We start from the raw sequence: 22,491 nt of genomic DNA, 5'->3' as shown, positions 1-22,491 counted from the left end.
GCGCGGATTAATCAACGCGCTTTTTTATCTTATAAAAATTAATTTTTATTCATCGAACATAAAATATTCACTTGACATTGCATCATTGAACTAGTTTAATAGTACAAAATTTATTTTATACCGATAACATTATGAAAATACAATCTTTACATTTTATTACTCGTCCATTCACTTACTTTGGTTGGTGGTGTGGTTCATTTTGCGGGTAATGTGATGATGGATGGTCTTTTTCGCAAAACCCGCTTAGTGCGGGTTTTTTAGTTTCAGGATATTAAAAGAATTCGTCTGAATAAAAATTTAAACATAGAGAGTCAACAATGAATAAGCCAACATTAACTCAAATAACCAAAACCATCGGTTATTATCAAGATCCGACTCAGGTGTTTTACCAATTATGTGATAACCGACCTGCGACGCTGCTGCTTGAATCGGCTGAAATTGATAATAAGCAAGGTATTAAAAGTGTGATGATTATTGATAGTGCTTTGCGCATTTCAGCAATCAATACCAAAGTCACTATTGAAGCGTTAACAACCAATGGTGAAAAACTATTACCTTTGTTGCAACAAGCCGTTGACGATAAAGTAATTAAAACTTTCGCTAATGCGCAAACATTAACGTTAGTTTTTTCTGATATTGATCATCTGCAAGATGAGGATTCACGTTTGAAATCTTTGTCGGTATTTGATGCATTAAGAACCTTGTTAACGGTAGTTAATGTACCAGAAAATTCCAGTCCAGATGCGGTTTTTGTTGGCGGATTATTTTGTTATGATCTGGTCGCGGGATTTGAAAACCTACCAATTTTATCTTCTGAACAGCGTTGCCAAGACTTCTGTTTTTATTTAGCTGAAACACTATTAGAAATAAATCATAAAGATCATCTATCCATTTTAAAAGCGACTGCATTTACGTCCGACACTAAAGAAATTGAACGATTAACGCAAAGATTAAATGATTTGCAAACAACGTTAAGCAAACCGATGAAACCAATTGATAGTCAGTCGCTTGCCAAAATCGATGTAAGTTGCAATAAGAGCGATGATGATTTCAATACCATCGTAAAAAAAATGCAAGATGCCATTCAGCAAGGCGAGATTTTTCAAGCAGTACCATCGAGACGTTTTACATTGCCTTGTCCAAAACCGTTATCAGCTTATCAAGTACTAAAAACCAATAATCCAAGTCCTTATATGTTTTATATGCAAGATAAAGATTTTGTGTTATTTGGTGCTTCTCCTGAAAGTGCACTTAAATATACTAAGGCAACCAATCAGGTTGAAATCTATCCTATTGCTGGCACACGCCCACGAGGTCTGACCAAAAATGGCGATATTGACCATGATTTGGATAGTCGTTTAGAACTTGAGATGCGAACTGATAAAAAAGAGTTGGCTGAGCACCTAATGCTGGTTGATTTAGCCCGCAATGATTTAGCTCGTATTTGTGAGCCGGGTACACGTTATACCAAAGAGTTGTTGAAAGTCGATCGTTATTCGTTTGTGATGCATTTAGTTTCGCGGGTTGTAGGGCAGTTACGTCAAGATTTAGATGCATTACATGCTTATAAAGCTACGATGAATATGGGTACATTAACTGGCGCACCAAAAGTGCGTGCAATGCAATTAATTGCTGAATCCGAAAAAGTGAAACGTGGTAGTTATGGCGGAGCAGTAGGTTATTTTACCGCAAATGGTGATCTTGATACCTGTATTGTGATTCGCAGTGCTTATGTTGAAGATGGCATAGCCACGGTGCAAGCTGGTGGGGGAGTGGTGTTGGATTCGGATCCTCAGTCCGAATCAGACGAGTCACGTAATAAAGCTCGCGCAGTAGTTAGGGCAATTATGGCAGCACATAATGTAGAAGGTGTATTCTAATGGCTAATATCTTATTTATTGATAATATTGATTCATTTACTTATAACTTGGTTGATCAATTACGTAATAGCAAACATTGTGTGACGGTCTATCGTAATACTATTCCTGCCGATGTGATTATTGAAAAATTATCACAAATGCAAAATCCTATTTTGATGTTATCTCCAGGTCCTGGTACACCAAGCGAAGCGGGCTCTATGCCTGAACTGTTAAAACGGTTAAAAGGTAAATTACCAATCATTGGCATTTGCCTTGGGCATCAAGCTATTGTTGAATCTTATGGTGGCAGTATTGTGCCAGCGGGTGATATTTTACATGGTAAGGCATCGCTTATTGAGCATGATGAGCAAGCGATGTTTGCAGGGTTGCCTAATCCATTGCCAGTTGCGCGTTATCACTCTTTAAAAGGTGAAAATATTCCCAAAACGCTCACGATTAATGCACTTTGCAACAATATTGTAATGGCTGTACGCAATGATGAGGATCGGGTTTGTGGTTTTCAGTTTCATCCAGAATCCATTTTAACCATTCAAGGTGTAAAATTGCTAGAGCAAACGATAGCTTGGGCACTTAATCCACCACAAAAAATAGCCGAACCTAATCAGCAAAAAGCAATTGTTGATAAACAAGAATACAACATTCAACCAATATTAAATAAGTTGTATTTAGGCCAAACAATTACGCAGGAAGAAAGCAAAATACTTTTCAACCTCATCATTCAAGGTAAAATTGAGCCAACGGTATTAGCAACGGCTATCATCAGTATGAAAGTGCGTGGCGAAAAACCAGATGAAATTGCGGGTGCAGCGCAGGCTTTGCTTGAAAATGCAGATAGTTTTGATATACCTGATTATGATTTTACCGATATAGTCGGTACAGGTGGAGATGGTACGAACAGTATTAATATTTCAACCGCCAGTGCCTTTGTAGCCGCTGCATTGGGTTATAAAGTGGCAAAACATGGTAATCGCGGTGTGTCGAGCAAATCGGGATCTTCTGATGTGTTATCTGCTTTAGGCATTAAATTAAATATGCCAGCCGAAGCATCACGTAAAGCTTTAGATGAATTAGGTGTTTGCTTCTTGTTTGCCCAGCAGTATCATTCAGGGTTCCGTCATGCAGCGCCAGTACGACAACAGTTAAAAACACGTACTATTTTTAATGTATTAGGACCATTGATTAATCCATCTCGTCCTAAACGTATTTTATTAGGGGTTTATCATCCTGATTTGATCCAACCTATTGCAGAAACATTAAAAATGCTTAACTATACTCATGCTTATGTGGTACATGGGGCTGGAATGGATGAAGTAGCGATTCATGGCGCTACCCAAGTGGGTGAAGTTAAAAATGGCGAAATTCGTTATTTTACTTTAACGCCTGAAGATTTTGGTCTACCAACCTATACAGTAAAAGATATTGAGGGCGGTACGCCAGAGATGAATCGTGATATGTTAATTGCGATTTTACAAGGTCATGGTAAACCTGCTCACGAAGCAGCAATTGCTGTCAATGTAGCGATGTTGATGAGTTTGTTTGGTCAAGCTGATCTTAAACAGAATGCTAAACGCGCGATCGATATGATGCATAGCGGTAAATCTTACGAGTTATTGCAAAAGTTAGCAGCAAGATAATAGATGGAGAATAATATGGTAATTGCAGCATTAACCAAAAATGTTGAAATGGCAACAGTATTAAAAAAAATCATTAATGATAAGCAGATTTGGTTATCTCAGCAGCAAGCAGCTAAGCCACTTGCAACTTTTCAATCGGATGTGAAACCAAGTGATCGTGATTTTTATCAAGCTTTAAATCAAGCTAAAACGGCGTTTATTTTGGAGTGTAAAAAAGCTTCGCCGTCTAAAGGATTAATTCGTGATGATTTTGACCCAGCCGAAATTGCTAAAATTTATAAAAACTATGCAACGGCTATTTCGGTTTTGACCGATGAAAAATATTTTCAAGGTCATTTTGAATTTTTACCGATTATACGTAAAGAGGTGACGCAACCTGTACTTTGTAAGGATTTTATTATTGATGAATACCAAATCTATTTGGCTCGTTATTATCAAGCTGATGCCATTTTATTAATGCTATCAGTCGTGACAGATGATGAGTATCAACAGTTAAGTGAGGTTGCTCATCGACTTAATATGGGCGTTTTAACCGAAGCGAGTACTGAAAGCGAAGTAGAACGAGCAATTAAATTAGGCGCTAAAGTTATTGGCATTAATAATCGTAATTTGCGCGATCTTACCGTAGATTTAAATCGAGTTAAAAATTTATCGAAAACGATTCCTGACGATCGTATTGTGATTAGCGAGTCAGGAATTTATACTCATAATCAAGTAAAGGATCTGCGTCAGTATGCCAAAGGCTTTTTAATTGGCAGCGCGTTGATGTCAGAGCCTAATTTAGATTTAGCCATTCGCAAAGTCGTGTTGGGCGAAAATAAAGTCTGTGGGTTAACTCGTGCCGAAGATGCGGTCAATGTTTACCAAGCAGGAGCAGTATATGGCGGGTTGATTTTTGTTAGTAGTTCACCGCGTTATATTCAACCTAATAAAGCCCGTAGTGTGATGTCGGCGGCACCTCTTAATTGGGTGGGCGTTTTTAAAAACCAAGGCATTGATGAAGTATGTCAAATTGCTGAGCAGTTATCTCTTTACGCCGTGCAACTGCATGGTAAAGAAGATGCTGACTACATACAAGCTTTACGCGAAAAGCTACCTTTAACCTGCCAAATTTGGAAAGCATTAAGTATTGATGGCACAGTCCCAGAGCATCATAATCCATTAGTTTCACGTTATATATTTGACAATGGTGCGGGTGGAACAGGTAAAAGTTTTGATTGGTCATTACTCGAGAATCATGAGTTAAGTAATGTGATTTTAGCTGGAGGCATCAATCCAGAAAATATCAAGTTAGCTATTGCAACCAGTGTGATTGGGGTTGATCTCAATTCAGGAGTTGAACAGTCACCTGGCATCAAAGATAAACAGAAAATCAACGCAGTATTTGAACAAATTTAATTTTTAATTATAAAAAGGAATGGTTATGTCTAAATTAAATCCTTATTTTGGTGAGTTTGGTGGGCAATATGTCCCCCAAATATTAATGCCTGTACTAGAACAACTTGAGCAAGCTTTTTTATCAGCGATACATGATCCAAATTTCCAAAAAGAATTTAATGATCTATTAGTTAATTATGCCGGTCGACCAACTGCGCTGACATTATGTAAAAATTTAACTGCGGGTACTAAAACTAAACTTTATTTAAAACGAGAAGATTTAGTGCATGGTGGGGCACACAAGACCAATCAAGTATTAGGTCAAGCTTTACTGGCTAAACGCATGGGTAAAACTGAAATTATTGCTGAAACTGGAGCAGGGCAGCATGGTGTTGCTTCAGCTTTAGCTTGTGCTCTATTAGGCTTAAAATGCCGAATCTATATGGGCGCTAAAGATGTTCAACGTCAAGCACCTAATGTCTTTAGAATGCGACTAATGGGCGCAACAGTGATCCCTGTTGAAACAGGTTCAGCAACGTTGAAAGATGCCTGTAATGAAGCGCTACGCGATTGGTCTGGTAGCTATGAACACGCTCACTATATGCTTGGTACAGCAGCGGGTCCACATCCTTTCCCAACTATTGTGCGTGAATTCCAACAAATGATCAGTCGTGAAGCTAAACAGCAAATTTTAGAGCGTGAAGGTCGTCTGCCTGATGCTGTTATTGCTTGTGTTGGTGGAGGATCTAATGCGATTGGTATGTTTGCTAACTTTATTGATGATAAATCCGTTAAATTAATTGGTGTTGAACCAGGTGGACATGGTATTGAAAGTGGCGAGCATGGAGCTTCATTAAAACATGGCAAGTTAGGTATCTATTTTGGAATGAAAACCCCAATGATGCAGACTGACGAAGGACAAATTGAAGAGTCTTATTCAATTTCAGCAGGACTTGATTTTCCAGCAGTGGGCCCACAACATGCTTATTTAGATAGCATTGGCCGAGCGCAATATGTTTCGATTACTGACGATGAAGCTCTTGATGCGTTTAAAGAATTATCCCGTCATGAAGGAATTATCCCCGCACTTGAATCATCACATGCATTAGCCTACGCGATGAAAATGATTAAAGAAAACCCAGACAAAGAACAACTATTAATTGTTAACTTATCTGGTCGGGGTGATAAAGATATATTTACTGTTTATGATGTTTTAAAAGCAAAAGGAGAAATACAATGAGCCGTTATCAAAAACTGTTTGCAACTTTAGCAACGGAAAAACGTGGTGCATTTGTTCCTTTTGTACCGGTTGGCGATCCAACACCTGACCTTTCGCTAAAAATTATCCAAACCTTGGTTGATGCTGGCGCTGACGCCTTAGAATTAGGTATTCCATTTTCAGATCCAATGGCTGATGGTCCAACTATTCAAAATGCCAATATCCGTGCTTTTAAAGGTGGTATTAGCGTTGAAAAATCGTTTGAAATTTTAAGTAAAGTAAGAAAGCAAAATGCTGATATTCCAATGGGATTGCTTATTTATGCTAATTTGGTGTTCAAAAATGGTATTGATAACTTCTATGCTAAATGTGCCAAAGCAGGCGTAGATTCAGTATTAATTGCTGATTTACCTGTTGAATATGCACCAGAATTTACCGATTCTGCTGAAAAGCATGGCATTGACCCAATATTTATTTGTCCACCTAATGCAGATGATGAAGTGATAAAGAATATTGCTAAGCAAGGTAAAGGCTATACTTATTTGGTATCGCGTGCAGGAGTAACCGGTACTGAAAATCGTGCTAATAAACCTTTAACCCATTTACTAGATAAATTACACCAATACGGGGCTCCGCCAGCGATTCAAGGATTTGGTATTTCTGAACCATTTCAAGTTAGTGAAGCAATTAAATCGGGTGCTGCTGGGGCTATTGCTGGTTCAGCTACAGTTAAAATTATTGAGCATAATCTGGATAACACAGACAAAATGCTGAGAGAATTAGCGAGCTTTGTAAAAACGATGAAACAGGCAACAAGCAAGTAATCTTATTTGAAGACCGGACATTGGTATAATGAAGTTGAAAAATGGATTTTTATACCAATGTTAGTTAATCAATTGTGTATAATTTGTCTCAATGCACAAGCAAAGTTATAGTGTGTTATTTTTTAAAACTTTAAGCATAATTGATAAAACTAGCGTTATTTTAAGTTGCATTTTATTCAAAAAGAAGTATAATTCTCAGTCATCTATCGCGGGGTGGAGCAGCTTGGTAGCTCGTCGGGCTCATAACCCGAAGGTCGTTGGTTCAAATCCAGCCCCCGCAACCACTTAGATTTTCATTCATAAATCAATCAACCCTTTTTATTGCATGAAAGTTCAACTCAAGTGGCTTCATTATAGTTAGTTTTTTTAAATGTAGCCTCGCATGTCGAGGTTTTTTTTCGTGTTGTGATTTTAAGCGTAAGTTTAAAAAGAATGTTGGGCTTTATGCCCTTTTTTATTTTCTGCAGTGGAGGTTTGTTTGGCTAATATAGAACAGCAATTAACTGATATCATTCAAGAACCAGTAAATGCACTTGGTTTTGAGTTAGTTGGCGTTGAATACATTCGTGGTCGTTATCCTGTACTTCGAGTCTATATTGATAATGAAAATGGTATAACTGTTGATGATTGTGCTGATGTTAGTCGACAAATTAGCGCAGTACTTGATGTTGAAGATCCTATCAAAGACGCCTACAATCTTGAAGTTTCATCTCCAGGTATGGATAGACCTCTGTTTACGCTTGAACATTATCAACGCTTTATTGGTGAAGAAGTCACTATTAGTTTACGTATTCCTGTTGCAAATCGTCGCAAGTGGAAAGGTAGGATAAAATCCATTGATAATGACATGATTACATTAACGGTGGAAGATAATGATGAAGTGTTTGCTTTTAGTAATATACAGAAAGCAAACATAGTACCTAATTTTAACCTTAAATAGAGTACGGGTGTAAAGGATGAATAAAGAAATTTTAGCTGTTGTTGAAGCAGTATCAAATGAAAAAGCACTAACACGTGACAAAATTTTTGAAGCGCTAGAAACAGCATTAGCAACAGCCACAAAAAAGAAACAGAATGTGGAAATTGACGTCATTGTAAAAATTGATCATAAGACAGGCGATTATGACACATTCCGTCGTTGGCATGTCGTGAATGATGTTACTCAACCAACGAAAGAAATAACATTAGAAGCAGCACAATACGAAGATCCATCAGTACAACTCGGTGATTATGTTCAAGAACAGATTGAATCAGTAGCATTTGACCGTATTACTACCCAAACAGCGAAACAAGTTATTGTACAAAAAGTGCGTGAAGCTGAACGAGCCATGGTAATTGACATGTTCAGAAATCGCATTGGTGAAATAGTAACGGGTATTGTCAAGAAAACTAACCGTGATAGTGTAATTCTTGATTTAGGTAATAATGCCGATGCAATGATGTTACGTCATGACATGTTACCACGTGAAAACTTTCGTATTGGTGACCGTGTTCGTGGTATTTTATACCTTGTTGAACAAGATAATAAACCAGCACAACTTTGTATTAGTCGTTCTAACCCTGAGATGATGGAAGAATTATTCCGTATCGAAGTGCCAGAAATTGGTGAAGAGATGATTGATATTAAAGGTGTTGCTCGTGATCCAGGATCGCGTGCTAAAATTGCAGTTAGCAGTAATGACCGTCGTATTGATCCAGTCGGTGCTTGTGTTGGTATGCGTGGTGCACGTGTTCAAGCGGTATCAAATGAATTTGGTGGTGAGCGAATCGATATTGTTTTATGGGATGATAACCCTGCACAATACGTAATTAACGCTATGGCGCCTGCAGATGTGGTGTCAATCGTTGTTGATGAAGATAAACATACTATGGATGTAGCCGTTAATGCCGATACGTTGCCACAGGCAATTGGTCGAAATGGGCAAAATATTCGTTTAGCGTCACAGCTCACGGGTTGGACATTAAATGTTATGAGTACCGAAGATTTACAAGAAAAACATCATGCAGAATCTTTTGCTTCAATTAGTAATTTCATGAAGCATTTAGATATTGAAGAAGATCTTGCACAACTATTAGTTGAAGAAGGTTTTACTTCATTGGAAGAACTTGCTTATGTACCTGTTGATGAATTACTTGAAATTGAAGAACTCAATGAAGAACTCGTTGAAGCATTAAGAAATCGAGCTAAAGATGCATTAACCACAATGGCATTAGCGACGAGTGGTGACAAAAGACCTGCTCAAGATTTATTAGATTTGGCAGGTATGACAAAAGAATTGGCCTATCAATTGGCACAACATGACGTAACTACTTTGGAAGATTTAGCTGAACAAGGTACCGACGATCTAGCCGATATTGAAGGTTTAACAAGTAAACAAGCTGGCGATTTTATTATGGCTGCACGTAATATTTGTTGGTTTGCAAATGAATAATTGAGGGAAAGTAATACATGACCAAAGTATCAATCGAAACACTGGCTCAGGAAATAAATACTCCAGTGCAAACACTTTTGCAACAGTTTGCTGATGCAGGCATGAAAAAAACAGCATCTGATACTGTAACACAAAAGGAAAAAGAAGCTTTGCTTGCGCATTTAAATCCTCAGCAAGGTCCGACCAAATTAACGTTGCAACGTAAAACACATTCAACTTTAAATGTGTCAAGTGCTGGTGGTAAAAGCAAAGAAATTAAAGTAGAAGTCCGTAAAAAACGTACTTTTGTTAAGCGCGATCCGGCTGAACTTGTAGCAGAACAAGAAAAAGCTCGTCTTGAAGCTGAAAAAATTAAGCAAGAGGCTGAATTGAAAGCCCGTAAAGAAGCGGAAGAAAAAGAAAAATTAGCGGCTGCAGAAGAAGCCAAAAAACGTGAAGAAGAAGCTAAAAAGCAAGCTGAAATTCAGGCTCAAGCACAAGCTAAGGCTGAAGAAGAAAAAGCTAAGCAAGTAGCTAAAACAGAACAAGCGCACCCTGTGGATCCTAAAGTGAAAAAAGCACAGGAAGAGAAGGCTCGTTTAGAGGCCGAAGCTAACGAAATTAAACGAAAAGCAGAAGAAGAAAATCGTCGTAAACTTGAAGAAGACGCTAAACGTATGGCTGAAGAAGCACGTAAATTAGCAGAACAATACAATGATACAGATGAGACTGATAATACAGATGATGATGATTATCATGTTACCACTTCTAAATATGCAAGAGCGGCTGAAGATGATACCGATCGTGAAGTAGAAAGCGCTCGTGGACGTGGTCGCAACAGTAAGCAAACTAAGCAGAAAAAAGGTAGCAAACTTTCTGAAGGTAAAGCTGAACGTGAAGAAGCGCGAGCCGTTACCCGAAGTGGTCATAAAAAGAAAGGTAAAAGTGCATTGCAACAAAGCTTTAATAAACCAGTACAAGCGGTTAACCGTGATGTTGTGATTGGTGAAACAATTACCGTTGCTGAATTAGCCAATAAAATGGCTGTTAAAGGCTCAGAAGTCATTAAAACCATGATGAAAATGGGAGCAATGGCAACCATTAACCAAGTAATCGATCAAGAAACAGCACAGCTTGTTGCCGAAGAAATGGGTCATAAAGTAGTACTTCGTCGTGAAAATGAGCTTGAAGAATCACTTATGAGCGATCGTGATACTGGCGCAGAAAAAGTTGCACGTGCACCTGTTGTGACCATTATGGGACACGTTGACCATGGTAAAACATCGTTACTTGATTATATTCGTAAAGCGAAAGTTGCATCAGGCGAAGCAGGTGGTATCACTCAGCATATCGGTGCATACCATGTTAAAACTGCAAATGGTGAGATCACTTTCTTAGATACTCCAGGCCATGCGGCATTTACTTCAATGCGTGCTCGCGGTGCGAAAGCGACCGATATCGTGGTACTTGTTGTTGCTGCTGATGACGGTGTAATGCCACAAACAATTGAAGCTATTCAGCATGCTAAAGCTGCGAATGTGCCAATTGTTGTTGCTGTAAATAAAATTGATAAACCAGAAGCCGATCCTGAGCGCGTAAAAGGCGAATTGGCTCAATATGGCGTTATGTCAGAAGATTGGGGTGGTGATACTCAGTTTGTTCATGTTTCAGCTAAAGCAGGTACAGGTATCGACCAACTACTTGAAGCGATCTTATTACAAGCTGAAGTACTTGAATTAACTGCCTACGAAACTGGAATGGCAAGTGGTGTTGTTATTGAATCATTCCTTGATAAAGGTCGTGGTTCTGTTGCTACCGTACTCGTTCAATCAGGTACATTACGTAAAGGCGATATTGTACTTTGTGGATTTGAGTATGGTCGAATTCGTGCAATGCGCAATGAATTAGGTAAAGAAGTGACTGAAGCGGGTCCATCTATCCCAGTTGAGATTCTTGGTCTATCTGGTGTGCCATCAGCGGGTGATGAAGCAACCGTTGTACGTGATGAGAAGAAAGCTCGTGAAGTTGCGCTTTATCGACAAGGTAAGTTCCGCGATGTTAAATTAGCTCGTCAACAAAAAGCGAAACTTGAAAACATGTTCACCAACATGACCGAAGGTGATGTATCTGAACTCAATATCGTGTTAAAAGCAGATGTTCAAGGTTCCGTTGAAGCAATTTCCGATTCATTACTTAAACTATCAACCGATGAAGTTAAAGTTAAAATTATTGGTTCAGGTGTAGGTGGTATTACTGAAACTGACGCTTCTCTTGCTGCGGCATCTAATGCCATTATTTTAGGCTTTAACGTACGTGCTGATGCATCTGCGCGTAAAGTGGTTGAAACAGAAAACTTGGATCTACGCTACTATTCAGTAATTTATGATCTTATTGATGAAGTTAAACAAGCAATGAGCGGTATGCTTGCACCTGAGTACAAACAAGAGATTATTGGTCTTGCTGAAGTACGTGATGTCTTTAAATCACCAAAATTTGGTGCAATTGCTGGCTGTATGGTAACGGAAGGTGTAGTGAAACGTCATAATCCAATCCGTGTATTACGTGATAATGTGGTTATCTATGAAGGCGAACTTGAATCATTACGTCGCTTTAAAGATGACGTCAACGAAGTTCGTAATGGTATGGAATGTGGTATTGGTGTACGTAACTATAATGATGTTCGCGTTGGCGATGCTATTGAAGTGTTTGAAACTATCGAAATCAAACGTACGATTTAGTCATTACGCTGTCTTTTATAAGCAAGGTTCAAGCCTTGCTTATTTATATTTAAAGGAAAATAGATATGGCAAAAGCATTTAATCGTTCATCTCGAGTCGGACATGAATTACAAAAAGAAATTGCAATTATCTTACAACGGGAAATCAAAGATCCCCGTTTAGGTATGGTAACCGTTTCTGGTGTAGATATTTCACGTGACCTTTCATATGCTAAAGTTTTTGTGACTTTTTTAAATGATGAAGATCCGCAAGTTATCGAACAAGGTTTAAAAGTGCTTAATGATGCGAAGGGCTATATTCGTACTTTAATTGGTAAAGCCATGTCCTTACGTATTATTCCTGAGATTAAATTCTTTTATGATGAGTCTCTGGTGAAAGGTATGCATATGTCTAATTTAGTAACGAATGTTATTAAGCAAGACAACGAGCGTCATAACGATTAATTTTAAAAATAACCTCCAATTTTTTGTAAAAAAGTTTGAGGTTAACTATACGTTTCAGTATAAAAATATGATGAATATAAAAAAAACTCGCCGTGATCTTCACGGCGTTTTATTGCTAGATAAACCACAAGGCTTGACGTCAAACGACGCGCTACAAAAAGTAAAGCGATTGTTTAATGCGAAAAAAGCAGGGCATACCGGAGCGCTTGATCCATTAGCAACGGGTATGTTACCAATTTGCTTTGGTGAAGCGACCAAATTTTCGCAATATTTGTTAGATTCTGATAAGTGCTATCGTGTCATTGCTAAACTTGGTGAACGAACTGATACTTCTGATGCTGATGGTCAAATAGTTAGCACCAAACCAGTTGAGGTAACTGAATCGCAAATCAATGAAGCTTTAACACATTTTCGTGGTGATATTTTACAAGTGCCAACGATGTTTTCAGCGCTAAAGTATCAAGGTAAGCCACTTTATGAGTATGCTCGTCAAGGTATTGTAATTGATCGCGAAGCTAGACCTATCACTGTTTATAAAAATCAACTTATTCAATTTGATATTAAAAAAAACGAATTGACGTTAGAAATACATTGTTCTAAAGGAACTTATATTCGCACGATTGTTGATGATCTAGGTGAACGACTTGGTTGTGGTGCACACGTTATTTATTTAAGACGTTTGCAAGTATCCAACTATCCTATTGAAAATATGGTTACCTTAGACGCATTAGAAGAGATGAACGATAAAGATCAACTCTTAATGCCCGTAGATAGTCCATTACAAGATTGTCCTAAAGTTATACTGACTCATGCTCAAGGTGATGATATTTTATTGGGTCGAACAATTGAACTCGATACTAGTAATGCAGTTGAAACATTGGTAAGAATCTATCAGGATGAACAATTTATTGGAGCAGGAATACAATTGTTTAATAAATTATCGCCAAAACGATTAATATCAACTTCATAATATTTAATCATGTTTAAGTGAATGAATTGGCTAAATTGAGTTAAGCTAACACAGTATAAGTTAACATTTTTAATAAAAAAATGTTTCTGTTTCAATAAGATGGTAGCGTTTAGTTGTAGCTAATTCATTCCTTATATATTGGCAAAGCAAGGTAGCGGCTTCTTGACCCATTTTATACATGGGTTTATTAATTCGACTTAGCTTATCTAATTCATTATATTGCCTATCTGTTGAGTGGCTAAGATAAGTTATTGTAATCGGTTGAGGCAGCTGAATTTCACTCTCCTTTGCTTGATGTAATGCGCCTAAGATGACACTATAATTTGTTGAAAAAGATTGATAGTTTTGTAATCTTTCATCTAAATAATTTAGATTAACATTATCACAACAGATAATAGCAGTAGGGGGATTATTACTATTTATTAATTGTTTAATCGCCGCTCTGCCATGTTCATAGGTAAAGCAATCTTCGATAAGATAGTCTTTGTTAATGCTAATATTAGCTCTTAGTAAAGCTTGTTTGTAGCCTTGTAAAAAAAGTGTTGAACTGATTTTATTGTTATCATTAAATAGTACTGCAATTTTGGAGTGAGAATTATTGAGCAAATATTGGGTTATTTGATGTCCAATCACTAAATGATCAAAATGGACACATATAAAGTTTAAAGAAAAGTGATTAACTAACACAATAGGCGGTAAAGCTTTTTTAAAATGCTCGAGTTCCTGCAAATAAGGCGCATCATTAATAACTAAAATACCAGCAAAGGAATTTTGACTAATATATTTAATTAAATAATGGATGTCTTTTTTTGTTTGATAAGGAAAGCGAAAGTAAAAGATTGCAAAACCAGTTTGAGTTAACGTTTCCTCCAAACCATAGTTAATTAATGTTCTTGTGATAAATTGATTGTCCAACACTAATATTTTATTACTGCTATTATGATCATTATGTGGTTTAAAATTATTATGAATATCAATGTTGAGCTCCTCAATGGCTTGATAAACTTTAGATTGTGTCATGGGTGAGGTTAAATGTGGTTTTTTTAAAACTCTCGACACGGAAGCAATGGATAAATTGGCTTGTTTAGCAATGGTTGATAATGTTTTTTTTGCCATGATAAACGTTTCTAATTTGGTTTTATAATTGTTTTAATTTAACGATGTTTATTCAATTAGTAACTGAGAAAGATTATTTTTATCGATCAATGTTCCAAAAAACTTATTAGAGTTATAAAAAAATTATTAAAAACTTACGTTAATTTTTTTAAAATCTAGTCTAATCAACTTTTTTATATGAATAACGTTAAAGCGAACAAATGCCAATACCATGTCGAAATATCTTTTTCCGCTATAATTACGATATAGTGCTATAATTACTACTAAACTTTTTTATTTGGGTTATTAAATATGTCTGCATGGAATATTGCGATTGTTGGTGCGACAGGACAAGTAGGTTCTGCGCTAGTTGAATTGTTACAAGAACATTGTGTTCAAACAGACGAAGCACAAACTGATAGTGCGCAAAAACATAATTTTCAGATTGAAAATCTTTATTTAGTTGGAAGTGATAATAGTGCTGGCGAAATTGTGCGCTTTGCGGGTAAAAACTTAACGGTTATTGATAGTGCACAAATGGACTGGAGTCAGTGCCATTTTGCCTTTTTTGTTGCTGGTGCAAAAACGAGTGAAAAATATGCGCAAATAGCGACCGATTCTGGTTGTGTTGTTATTGATGCCAGTGGTTATTTTGCTACTCAAGATCATATTCCATTAATTGTGCCTAAAGTTAACAACAATGTGTTAACTGAATATCGTAATGATAATATTGTTGCAGTAGCAAGTGCAACGGTATGTCAGTTATTGCGTTGTGTGGCATCGCTAACAGATACTGAATTATTAACCAATTTACATGCAACCAGTTTCATTCCTGCATCGCTTTACGGTAAGCCAGGTGTTGATGAACTAGCAGGACAAAGTGCACGTCTACTTAATGGTATGCCAGTTGATAATGAACTGTTTGATAAACAATTGGCTTTTAATTTATTACCAATATCACATGAACTTGATGATGTGGCTTTAGGTGAAAAATCACAAATTAACCAAATTCGCAAAGTTCTTAATAATTATGATTTGCCAATTTCCATTGAATCGGTGGTGGTGCCAGTATTTTATGGACTTGCCCAAGCAATTAATGTATCGAGTAGCTTACCGATTGAATTGGATATGGCGCGATTTGGCGAATATGATGTTGAGGTACAAGAAGGTAACTTGCCAACACCAGTAACGGAAGTTAGCGCTGAATTTGAATCTCAATTAACAATAAAATTGGCTAATTTACGGCACAGTTATGGAAATTATGAACAAATTCAATTTTGGTCAGTAGCTGACAATGTTCGCTATTTAGGTGCATTAATGTTAATTGAGACGCTTGAGATCCTAATTAATGACTACCTCTAAAATCGCATTAGGTATTGAGTACGATGGTAGTGGCTATTTTGGTTGGCAACGCCAGCAATCAGTTGATTCTATCCAAGCAAGATTAGAATCAGCATTATCGACTGTCGCTAATGAGCCAATAAACCTATTTTGTGCAGGTCGAACCGATGCGGGCGTGCACGCAACAGGACAAGTCGTGCATTTTGAAACCCAAGCTATACGATCTGAAACTGCTTGGACAATGGGGGTCAATGCACATTTACCGATAAATATTGCCGTGCGTTGGTCGCAAGTGGTCGATGATAGCTTTCATGCTCGGTTTAGTGCAACAGCTCGGCGTTACCGTTATGTCATTTATAATAACCGTTATCGTCCAGCAATTTTGGCCAAAGGTGTTTCACACTATTATTTGCCTTTGAATGAGGCATTGATGCATCAAGCCGCACAGTATCTATTAGGTGAAAATGATTTTTCATCATTTAGAGCGGCACAATGTCAATCACGAACACCTTGGCGTAATATTCATCATATTGAAGTAACAAGGCAGGGCGAATATATCATTGTTGATATTAAAGCTAATGCATTTGTTCACCATATGGTTCGCAATATAGTAGGTAGTTTACTTGAAGTTGGCGTAGGCAATAAACCGCCAATATGGATTAATGAACTTCTACAAGTAAAAGACAGGACTCAAGCGGCAGCAACCGCTAAACCTGAAGGATTATATTTAGTTCAAGTGGATTATCCAGATGAGTATCAAATACCTAATCTTGCATTAGGGCCATTATTTTTAGCGTAAGTGAATAAGCTTAACGATAAATTAGTTTAAAAAAAGATGAACGTAATGAATACAGATGAAACAAGCTTAAACAGAGATTCTAGAAATCAAGAGTCGAAAAAATCAAATCTACATAATATCAAGATGCCTCCGCATTCAATTGAGGCAGAACAAGCTGTACTTGGTAGTTTGATGCTTGATAATCAACGTTGGGATACCGTTGCTGAAATGATTATGGATCGCGATTTTTATTCGCGTCATCATCAACTGATTTTTTCAGAAATGCATTCGCTGATTAGTAAAGGTACACCGATTGATTTAATCACTTTATCAGAAAGCTTAGAGAGCAAAGATCTATTAACAGATGTAGGTGGATTTGCATACTTAGCTGAGCTTTCTAAAAACACGCCAAGTGCGATTAATGTGGTTGCTTATAGTGAGATTATTCGACAGCAGGCGATTTTGCGTGAATTAATCAGCGCTTCAAATGAAATCGCTGATAACTGTTATACCACAGAAGGTCGAGACAGTAACGAAATATTAGATTTAGCAGAAAGTAAAATCTTTCAAATTGCTGAAAGCCGAACAAAACAGGGCGAAGGTCCAAAAAGTATCACAGAAGTGCTTGAAGCTACAGTTGCTAAAATTGAAGAACTGTTCCAACGTCCACATGACGGGGTGACAGGTGTTTCAACGGGTTATATTGATTTAGATAAAAAAACGGCTGGCTTACAACGTTCAGATTTAATTATTATTGCTGCAAGGCCATCAATGGGTAAAACCACATTTGCAATGAATTTATGTGAAAACGCAGCAATGACGCAAGAAAAACCCGTACTAATATTTAGTTTAGAGATGCCATCAGAGCAAATTATGATGCGTATGCTTGCCTCGTTATCGCGTGTTGATCAAACACGCATCCGAACAGGACAATTGCAAGACGATGATTGGGCAAGAATTTCCAGCACGATGGGATTATTACTTGAAAAGAAAAATATTTATATTGATGATTCTGCAGGTTTAACGCCAATGGAACTGCGATCACGGGCTAGACGTATTTATCGTGAACATAAAGGTTTAAGTATGATCATGGTCGATTACTTACAATTGATGCGTGTACCAAATATTTCTGAAAACCGAACTCTAGAAATTGCCGAAATTTCACGCTCATTAAAAGCGTTAGCAAAAGAGTTACAAATTCCAGTAGTAGCTCTATCACAGCTAAACCGTAGTTTGGAACAACGAGCGGATAAGCGACCAGTGAATTCAGATTTACGTGAATCAGGCTCTATTGAACAAGATGCTGACGTCATTATGTTTATTTATCGTGATGAAGTTTATAATGAGGCATCGGAACATAAAGGGATTGCTGAAATTATATTAGGTAAACAGAGAAACGGTCCAATTGGTAAAGTTCGCTTAAAATTCCAAGGCCACTTTTCTCGATTTGATAATTATGCCGATGCTAGTAAATATATGGATGATGAATAATTATAGCCAATCACCGAAAATATTAAGCGTGAGTAGATTTATACTCACGCTTATACCTAACATTTCTCATTAATTCCTTACACTTTTCCTTACTATAAATTGGTAAATCTGCACGCCTAAAAAGATAGTGGCTTGCAAAATTACAATACATGCACTAGTCGATGCATCTAAATAGAAGCTAATTAGTATTCCGATAACAGTTGAAAACATCGAAACAATTACTGCTATCAATAGCATCCTTTCAAAACGTTTAGTTAACGAAAATGCAATAATGCCTGGAGCTATCAGCATCGCAATAACCAAAATCACGCCAGCTGTTTTTAAAGAACTGACGATAGTTAGAGCTAAAACACAAAGTAATCCATAATGTAATAATTTTACTGGTAAACCTACAACTTTGGCTTGAACTGGATCGAAACAATATAATAGTAAATCACGACGCTTGATGATCACTATTGCTGATACTATCCCTGCAATTAAGATAATTTGTTCTAACTCAGCATAACTCGTGCCCAGCACACTACCAAATAGGATATGATTTAAATGTTGTGATGTATCTACTTTTGAAAACAGTACTAAACCAAACGCAAACATTCCCGAAAACACAATTCCCATTACTGTATCTTCTTTTATACGGCTATTTTCTTTAATATAACCCGTGGCAACCGAGCACAATAATCCTGAGGCAAATGCACCTATGATAATCGGAATCCCTGCTAAATAAGCAAGTACAATGCCCGGTAATACTGCATGTGATATGGCATCTCCCATCAATGACCAGCCTTTTAACACTAAAAAGCATGATAGGAGAGCGCAAACAATACCTGTGGCTAGTGCCGCAATAATGGCTCGTTGCATAAGAGGCAGAGTAAAAGGATAATAAAGATATTCCAATAAATCTGTCATATATTTGCCCCGTTATTTAATCGGCTTTGTCTAATTCGTAAACGGTTTGAGATTAAACCTTGTTTTGGTGCAAACAAAAAGACCACAATAAAAATCAATGTTTGCAGTGTAACAATAACGCCACCAGTTTCACCATTTAAAAAGTAACTAAACCAAGCACCAATTGCACTGGTTGATGCGCCAATTACTACTGAAATAATTAACAGACTTGAAAATCGATTTGTTAGCAAATAAGCGGTTGCACCGGGAGTGACGACCATAGCGATAACCAAAATAGCACCAACTGTTTGTAGGGCTGCGACAGTACAAGCGCTCAAAATAGTGAAAAAAAGAATTTTTAAATGCAAAGGCTTTAGACCAATTGATCGTGCGTGGATTTCATCAAAAAATACGACTAATAGATCTTTCCAAAAAAGAAGTAACAAAACCAAAGAAACCAAAATAATGATTTGTACCTGCCACATATCACTATCATCAATGCCTAAAATATTCCCAAAAATAATAGTTTGCGCATTAACAGAAGTGGGATTTAGCGAAATAATTAATAATCCAATTGCAAAAAAAGTCGAGAAAATAAAACCGATAATGGCATCTTCTTTTAAGCGTGTAATGGCACGAATGATAGTTATGGATAATGCTGCAAGTAATCCCGTAAAAAAAGCTCCGACCGAATAAGGCAAACCAAGTGCATAAGCACCAGCTACACCTGGGACAACCGAATGTGATAACGCATCGCCCATTAGGGACCAGCCTTTTAACATCAGAAAGGCTGATAAAAAAGCACAAGCTGCACCAACAATGCTACTAACCCATATGGCCTTAAGCATAAAATCATAGGTAAATGGCTCCAGTAACAATTCCATTATTGTCATCCTTTTGCTTGACTTGATTGATCATTAACCAACAAATCTTGGTGTGGAGAATCATCTTTTCCTTCACCATAAAAAATAGCAGCACGTTCATCGTCGGTTAAGATGGATACTTTACGTGGATCTTCATCTTGGTGTAATTTATCGCCAGACAAACTCAAATAGCGCAACGCACCACCAAAGGTCGTCATCAAATTTTGAGGGGTAAAGGTAGTTTTGGTTGGTCCAAAAGCCAGTACCGTTTGATTGATTAACACGACTTGATCACAAAATTCCGGCACACTACCTAAATTATGGGTAGAAACTAAAATAAGATGGTTTTCTTTTCGCAGAGCTTTTAACAAATCGATAATGGCATTTTCAGTTTTTACATCAACTCCTGTAAAGGGTTCATCTAGTAACAATACTTTACCTTGCTGCGCTAAAGCTCTTGCTAAAAAAACACGTTTTTTTTGCCCTCCTGATAATTCACCTATTTGACGGTGCTTAAAGTCCAGCATATTTACACGTTCAAGTGCAATATCAACTTGTTTTTTATCTTCTTTACTTGGTATACGAAAAAAAGACATATGACCATAACGTCCCATCATAACGACATCGGATACCAAAACAGGAAAATCCCAATCAACTTCCTCCGTTTGTGGCACATAGGCTATAATGTTTTGCTTTAATGCTTGAGCAACGGAAATATCATTAAATGTTACTTGTCCACGTGTTGGGCGAATCATTCCCATAATACTTTTAAATAACGTGGATTTACCACTACCATTCACTCCAACAAGAGCACAAATGGTTCCGCCATTAAGACGGAAACTAGCATCATGAATTGCAGTATGACCATTATTATATGTCACCGTGATGTCATTAACATTTAAGCAAATTTTTGTCATTAATTTTCAAATCCTTTAGCTATGGTTTCAACAGTGACTTTCAAAAGATCGATATAAGTGGGAACAGGACCGTCTTTTGTGGAAAGCGAATCAACATAAAGCACACCACCGTACTTAGCGCCTGTTTCTTTGCTGACTTGCTTTGCAGGTTTATCAGAAATTGTACTCTCACTAAAAACAACAGGAATTTTATTCGCTCTAACTAAATCAATAAGATTTTTAACTTGTTTAGGTGTACCTTGTTGTTCAGCATTAATTGGCCATAAATAGGCTTCTTTTAAATTATAATCACGAGCTAGATAGCTAAATGCTCCTTCACTTGTTACTAACCAGCGTTGTGCTTCTGGGATTTTAGCTAAACGTTCACGTAATGGAGCATCAAGCGCTTTAATCTTAGCAATATAATCCTCGGCATTTTTATTATAGATACTGGCGTTTTGAGGATCATACTTAACAAAGGCGGCACGGATGTTTTCAATGTAAATCAAAGCAAGTGTCGGCGACATCCATGCATGAGGATTTGGATTACCTCTATAACTTCCTTCTTGAATTGGCATTGGTTCAATACCTTCTGTTACTACAACTGATGGTACATTTTTAACATCTTCAAAAAAACGTTCAAACCAAAGTTCCAAGTTCAGTCCATTCCATAAAACTAAATCGGCTGAAAGGGCTTTAGTAATATCCTGAGGGGTCGGATCATATTCGTGTATTTCGGCGCCAACTTTAGTAATTGATTCAACGGTTGCAGCATCCCCCGCAACATTTTGCGCAATATCTTGGATAACAGTAAAGGTGGTAACAACTTTAAATTTTTTTTCTGCCGCAGAAGACTCGGATATACCTGTAAGAACAAGCAAAGATGATAGTATTAATGATAGTAGGGTTTTGCGCCGTTTAAAATAATTAAGCTTCATTAGCGACTCCTTTTGTTTAAAACATAATCAGATTGAAGTACAATAAAAAATCAGTGATAGTGTTTATGATTTAAAAAGTAAAATCCGTTTTACTGATAATTCTTTAGATTAAATTTGTTTTTAAAATTTTAATTTAAATGTTAATGAGAATTATTATCATTAAATAAACAAAAGTCAAATTTTTTTTCTAAAATTTAATAAACTAAACAAGTAAATTTTTTTAAGATAATATATTGTATGAAGGAATTGCATTGAAAATAGATTGTTTATCTACGTAAATGATAGATATTGTGGAAAAGCATATATAAAAATATTAACTATTAAACAATGTAAAAGTTCAATTTTTGAATAATATCTATCTAATTTATCTTACAATAAATACAACCAGTCTTTTATTAGAAATAATAATATTTGATTTATATATTTGTAATATATGAATTGTTAACATCACTGAACCCCCAACCTTAACAAATTTCTGTATAAACATTAATCGTTCTGTGGAAGTTAAATCTTCTATTGTCAAAATTAGTACTTAATCTGATATAGGTTTTTAAAATCAAAGATAAATAAACAAAAAATTGGAATTAATTTCGCTAACAATTTTTCTGATTTCTTAACTTAATTTTACAAAAATTTACTGATATAAAAATAAACGGAAATTACCAAATAAATATTTAAAATGATTATTTATTTATTTATAAATAAGAT

Annotated in this window: 18 protein-coding genes and 1 tRNA gene; 14 read left to right on the top strand and 5 right to left on the bottom strand. The window is 36.7% G+C overall.

What is annotated here, in order from left to right; genetic code table 11:
• Window positions 1-317 precede the first annotated feature (317 nt).
• The 11 genes from GAPWK_RS09800 (at window position 318) to truB (ending at window position 13,496) form a co-directional block, all read left to right on the top strand.
• Window positions 318-1,880: an anthranilate synthase component 1 gene (locus tag GAPWK_RS09800; protein ID WP_025316058.1), complete on the top strand. Its 1,563-nt coding sequence runs from the start codon at window positions 318-320 to the stop codon at window positions 1,878-1,880.
• Window positions 1,880-3,514, top strand: a complete 1,635-nt coding sequence (gene trpD, locus GAPWK_RS09795; protein WP_025316057.1) for a bifunctional anthranilate synthase glutamate amidotransferase component TrpG/anthranilate phosphoribosyltransferase TrpD — start codon at window positions 1,880-1,882, stop codon at window positions 3,512-3,514. The genes GAPWK_RS09800 and trpD overlap by 1 nt, the downstream gene beginning before the upstream one ends.
• A gap of 15 nt (window positions 3,515-3,529) precedes the next feature.
• The gene (gene trpCF / locus GAPWK_RS09790) at window positions 3,530-4,912 is read left to right on the top strand and encodes a bifunctional indole-3-glycerol-phosphate synthase TrpC/phosphoribosylanthranilate isomerase TrpF (protein ID WP_051516270.1); all 1,383 of its coding nucleotides are present in this window, start codon (window positions 3,530-3,532) and stop codon (window positions 4,910-4,912) included.
• A gap of 25 nt (window positions 4,913-4,937) precedes the next feature.
• Window positions 4,938-6,131 (top strand): tryptophan synthase subunit beta, encoded by a 1,194-nt coding sequence (gene trpB / locus GAPWK_RS09785; protein WP_025316056.1) that lies wholly within the window; start codon window positions 4,938-4,940, stop codon window positions 6,129-6,131.
• Window positions 6,128-6,934, top strand: a complete 807-nt coding sequence (gene trpA, locus GAPWK_RS09780; protein WP_025316055.1) for a tryptophan synthase subunit alpha — start codon at window positions 6,128-6,130, stop codon at window positions 6,932-6,934. Before trpB ends, trpA begins: the two co-directional genes overlap by 4 nt.
• Window positions 6,935-7,141: 207 nt before the next feature.
• Window positions 7,142-7,218: transfer RNA gene (locus tag GAPWK_RS09775), tRNA-Met, on the top strand.
• 194 nt (window positions 7,219-7,412) lie between these two features.
• On the top strand, window positions 7,413-7,874 hold the full coding sequence (gene rimP / locus GAPWK_RS09770) for a ribosome maturation factor RimP (protein WP_025316054.1): 462 nt from the start codon (window positions 7,413-7,415) through the stop codon (window positions 7,872-7,874).
• Between the two features lie 16 nt (window positions 7,875-7,890).
• On the top strand, window positions 7,891-9,366 hold the full coding sequence (gene nusA / locus GAPWK_RS09765; RefSeq protein ID WP_025316053.1) for a transcription termination factor NusA: 1,476 nt from the start codon (window positions 7,891-7,893) through the stop codon (window positions 9,364-9,366).
• Between the two features lie 17 nt (window positions 9,367-9,383).
• Window positions 9,384-12,083: a translation initiation factor IF-2 gene (gene infB, locus GAPWK_RS09760; RefSeq protein ID WP_025316052.1), complete on the top strand. Its 2,700-nt coding sequence runs from the start codon at window positions 9,384-9,386 to the stop codon at window positions 12,081-12,083.
• Between the two features lie 65 nt (window positions 12,084-12,148).
• On the top strand, window positions 12,149-12,526 hold the full coding sequence (gene rbfA / locus GAPWK_RS09755; protein ID WP_025316051.1) for a 30S ribosome-binding factor RbfA: 378 nt from the start codon (window positions 12,149-12,151) through the stop codon (window positions 12,524-12,526).
• 67 nt (window positions 12,527-12,593) lie between these two features.
• A complete protein-coding gene (gene truB / locus GAPWK_RS09750) occupies window positions 12,594-13,496 on the top strand; it encodes a tRNA pseudouridine(55) synthase TruB (RefSeq protein ID WP_025316050.1) in 903 nt (300 codons plus the stop codon).
• 69 nt (window positions 13,497-13,565) lie between these two features.
• Here the strand turns inward: truB and GAPWK_RS09745 are convergent, their stop codons facing one another.
• Entirely contained in the window at window positions 13,566-14,612 is a 1,047-nt protein-coding gene (locus GAPWK_RS09745; RefSeq protein ID WP_025316049.1) for a LacI family DNA-binding transcriptional regulator, read from the bottom strand.
• A gap of 291 nt (window positions 14,613-14,903) precedes the next feature.
• On the opposite strand from GAPWK_RS09745, the gene GAPWK_RS09740 reads away from it, so the two are divergent.
• From GAPWK_RS09740 to dnaB, 3 genes are read left to right on the top strand one after another with little or no spacing between them, the layout of a single operon-like run.
• A complete protein-coding gene (locus GAPWK_RS09740; protein ID WP_025316048.1) occupies window positions 14,904-15,953 on the top strand; it encodes an aspartate-semialdehyde dehydrogenase in 1,050 nt (349 codons plus the stop codon).
• Entirely contained in the window at window positions 15,940-16,731 is a 792-nt protein-coding gene (truA, locus tag GAPWK_RS09735) for a tRNA pseudouridine(38-40) synthase TruA (RefSeq protein ID WP_038517445.1), read from the top strand. Before GAPWK_RS09740 ends, truA begins: the two co-directional genes overlap by 14 nt.
• A gap of 45 nt (window positions 16,732-16,776) precedes the next feature.
• Window positions 16,777-18,201: a replicative DNA helicase gene (gene dnaB / locus GAPWK_RS09730; RefSeq protein ID WP_025316047.1), complete on the top strand. Its 1,425-nt coding sequence runs from the start codon at window positions 16,777-16,779 to the stop codon at window positions 18,199-18,201.
• 69 nt (window positions 18,202-18,270) lie between these two features.
• Here dnaB and GAPWK_RS09725 read toward each other — a convergent pair whose 3' ends face one another.
• Genes GAPWK_RS09725 through GAPWK_RS09710 form a run of 4 tightly spaced genes read right to left on the bottom strand, consistent with a single transcriptional unit; the run spans window position 18,271 to window position 21,783 of the window.
• Window positions 18,271-19,107 carry a metal ABC transporter permease gene (locus GAPWK_RS09725; RefSeq protein ID WP_025316046.1) on the bottom strand — a complete coding sequence of 279 codons (837 nt, stop codon included), beginning with the start codon at window positions 19,105-19,107 and terminating at the stop codon, window positions 18,271-18,273.
• Entirely contained in the window at window positions 19,104-19,973 is an 870-nt protein-coding gene (locus tag GAPWK_RS09720) for a metal ABC transporter permease (RefSeq protein ID WP_025316045.1), read from the bottom strand. The genes GAPWK_RS09725 and GAPWK_RS09720 overlap by 4 nt, the downstream gene beginning before the upstream one ends.
• 2 nt (window positions 19,974-19,975) lie before the next feature.
• A complete protein-coding gene (locus GAPWK_RS09715; protein WP_025316044.1) occupies window positions 19,976-20,866 on the bottom strand; it encodes a manganese/iron ABC transporter ATP-binding protein in 891 nt (296 codons plus the stop codon).
• The gene (locus GAPWK_RS09710) at window positions 20,866-21,783 is read right to left on the bottom strand and encodes a metal ABC transporter substrate-binding protein (protein WP_025316043.1); all 918 of its coding nucleotides are present in this window, start codon (window positions 21,781-21,783) and stop codon (window positions 20,866-20,868) included. Before GAPWK_RS09710 ends, GAPWK_RS09715 begins: the two co-directional genes overlap by 1 nt.
• Window positions 21,784-22,491 lie beyond the last annotated feature (708 nt).

The organism is Gilliamella apicola, assembly GCF_000599985.1.
GTDB classification, from domain to species: Bacteria; Pseudomonadota; Gammaproteobacteria; order Enterobacterales; family Orbaceae; genus Gilliamella; species Gilliamella apicola.
The sequence above is the reverse complement of the archived record's forward strand: the minus strand, read 5'-3'. Positions and strand labels throughout refer to the sequence as shown.